2 protein-coding genes and 1 pseudogene are annotated in these 2814 nt (G+C 61.6%); all 3 read right to left on the bottom strand.

Annotation, left to right across the window (positions count from 1 at the left end):
* Positions 1-147 (bottom strand): annotated as a pseudogene (prfB, locus tag VEZ52_RS07975) (peptide chain release factor 2); the annotation flags it as partial.
* Positions 148-256: 109 nt separating this feature from the next.
* A complete protein-coding gene (gene lnt / locus VEZ52_RS07970; protein ID WP_324836355.1) occupies positions 257-1867 on the bottom strand; it encodes an apolipoprotein N-acyltransferase in 1611 nt (536 codons plus the stop codon).
* Positions 1864-2733, bottom strand: a complete 870-nt coding sequence (locus VEZ52_RS07965; RefSeq protein ID WP_324836354.1) for a hemolysin family protein — start codon at positions 2731-2733, stop codon at positions 1864-1866. Before VEZ52_RS07965 ends, lnt begins: the two co-directional genes overlap by 4 nt.
* Between the last annotated feature and the right edge of the window lie 81 nt (positions 2734-2814).

The following is a 2814-nucleotide window of genomic DNA, read 5'->3' as shown; positions in this document are numbered from 1 at the left end:
TTGTCCCATGCGCCGGGGCGGGAAATTTCGTGTTCGATGTCCTGCAGGCGCTTCTGGCTGGCGGCAACGTCAAAGACGCCCCCAGAGGGTGGCGAAACGTTGGGAAAGGGGCTGGCATGCGGCGCGCAGATCACTGAGTTGCAACATTGTGGATACTATGGGGGTTAAGGTGAATGCCCTGTGGCGTAAACGGGCGCAAGCAGAAGAATCAGGCCTCCCGTTCGCGCGGCGCTGACTGCGTCAAGGCCGAAAAAAATCAGGAACAGCTGGCGGCTTTGTCGCGATCTTTTGCAAACCTGCCGCCGGGGCCGAGCAGCAGCAGGGCCAGAAATATCAGGGCAGCCCCGGGCATAAGCCAGGACGAAATACTGTGGAACAGGCTTGGCGCGGTCACAATCGCCGCCTTGCCCCAGACGGCCTGAGCCTTGAACTGGCCCCCGTGCATGGTCAGCCGGGCGCGCGGATCCACCACAACGGAAATGCCCGTGTTGGTGCCGCGCAATATCCAGCGGTTCTGTTCCACGGCCCGCAGGGCAGTGAGGTAGAGATGCTGCCGTGCCGCCGGAGTGTTGCCAAACCAGCCGTCATTGCTGATATCTACAAGAATATTTGCCCCATCCGCCACGCGGTTCTGGGCAAGCCACGGGAATATTCCCTCATAGCAGATGAGCATTCCCAGAGCAAGATTGTCCTGCCGCAGCGGGGCGACAGCGGTGCCAGTCTGGTACACGCCAACCCCTTGCAGCAATGCCTCCAGAAATCCCCAGTTGAGCCATTCCGGCAGATACTCGCCAAAGGGAACCAGATGCTCCTTGTCGTAATATCCCACCGTATCGCCCTTGGGGTTCAGCAAAAAGGCCCGGTTGAAAACATCGGGATCTTTTTTGCCGGGATGGCGTTCGAGGCCCGGCGCGCCAAACAGCAGCGGGCTGCCGCTGCGGGCCGCCAGCTCGCGAATGCGCGGGGCATGCAGGGCATTGACCTCAAAAAAGAAAGGCATGGCTGTTTCCGGCCACACGATGAGGGGGCGGGCATCGGGTTTTTGCGCAAGGCCCTGATACGTCAGGCCCAGATACAGATCCACCGTTTGCCGCTGAAAGGCGGGAACCCACTTCTGGTTCTGGTCAACATTGCCTTCCACATAAAGCACATCCACGCTGTCCGGCCCGGTGGGTTCAGTGACCATCGGGTTGGCGTAAAGCCGCAAGCCCCCGTAGCACAGCAGGGCCGCCGTGAGCACAAGGCCGGGGATCAGGCTTGCACGGTCGGGGCAGAAGCGGCGGGGCCCGCAGGCAAAGGCAAGGCAGCACAGCAGGGCCGCCATGCTCCACACTCCAGTAAGGGCGTAACCGCCCACCATGTCCGCAGCCTGCACCAGTATGGGCCAGGGGGACAAAGCCCCGGCCATGTCCAGCCAGGGAAATCCCAGGGCAAGGGCATAGACCGCCTCAAGCAGATACCACAAGAGGCCAAGCAGTACGGCCTGCACCCAGGCGGGCCGGTGGCGGAACATGTGGGCCGCCACGGCAAACAGGCCGCCGGCACTGCCAATGCAGGTCACGATGAAGAGCGCGCAGGGAACGGCCAGCAGCCAGGGCAGGCCGCCCACGTTGTGCACGGGCAGGGTAAGCCAGTAGAGCGCTGCCATGCCGCCAGCAATGGTGCCAATCCAGCCCATGCGCAAGGCAATGGCGCGACTTGCGGCCTCCCGGCCAAGCAAAGCCAGCGCCACAGGCCACAGGAGCACCAGTGGAGGAAAGTTGATAAGATCGTTGGGAAAGCCCAGCCACAGACCTAGTGCGGCAGCAAGGCACAAAACCCAGCTGCGCTGCGTGGTCCCTGGCGCTTCAGGACAGAACAGCTTCATGCTTTTGCCGCTTCTTCCTCTTCCGTGGCCGGAGCGGGCGCGGCGTGGTCAGCAGGTTCCATGCGCAGGCGGATGATGAGCTTCCTGTCAGCTTCAAGCACGGTAAAGGCCCAGCCGCGCAGGGTAAAGCGTTCGCCGGGGCCGGGGACGTGCCCCGCCTCCATGCTCAGGTAGCCGCCGATGGTGTCCACCTCGTCCGAATCCAGATCAACGCCCAGATCTTCAAGGTCTTCCAGCAGGGCGCGGCCTGTGAGTTCATAGACATTCTCGCCGAGGGGGCGGATGTCTTCCTGACGCGGCGCATCGTGTTCGTCTTCGATATCGCCCACGATCTCTTCCAGCACGTCTTCGATGGTGATAAGGCCGGATGTGCCGCCGTATTCGTCAAGAGCAATGGCAATGTGTTGCTTGCGGGCGCGAAATTCCTGCAGCAGGGTGCGGATGGACTTGGTCTCCGGCACAAAGAAAGGCTCGCGCATGACCCGCGAAACGGCGGGAGCGTGATCCCCCTGATCCAGCAGGCTGCTGAGAACATCCTTGGCGTGGAGAATGCCCACGATATTGTCGCGGGTGTCCTTGTATACGGGAATGCGCGAATGACCAGAACGCACAATGATGCGCGCCACTTCCTGAAGCGGCATGTCATCGGGAACGCAGTCTATATCGGTGCGGGGGATCATGGTGTCCTGCACCTGCAGATCGTTGAAGCGCAGTATGCCAAGGAGCATGGATTCCTCGTAGGGTTCCACCTCGCCGTCGGCTCGTGCTTCCAGAATGGCTTTTTCGAGAGATTCCTGATCGTCGTGCCCGAACAGTCTGCTCAGGCGCGACCAGATGGTACTGTGACCTTCCGTGCCGCCGTCCAAAATAACCTCCTAGGTTGGCGTACTCACTACGCGCCGCGCGCGTTTGCCTGCGGTGCAACCGCCACGGCAGAATTTTCCTGC

Source organism: Desulfovibrio sp. (assembly GCF_035644575.1).
Classification (GTDB): domain Bacteria; phylum Desulfobacterota; class Desulfovibrionia; order Desulfovibrionales; family Desulfovibrionaceae; genus Desulfovibrio.
This window is presented reverse-complemented; position numbering and strand designations above follow the sequence as displayed.

What these genes read in the sequence shown, in the direction of transcription:
- lnt (WP_324836355.1), bottom strand. Translation starts at nt 1,867, where the DNA reads ATGAAGCTGTTCTGTCCTGAAGCGCCAGGGACCACGCAGCGCAGCTGG.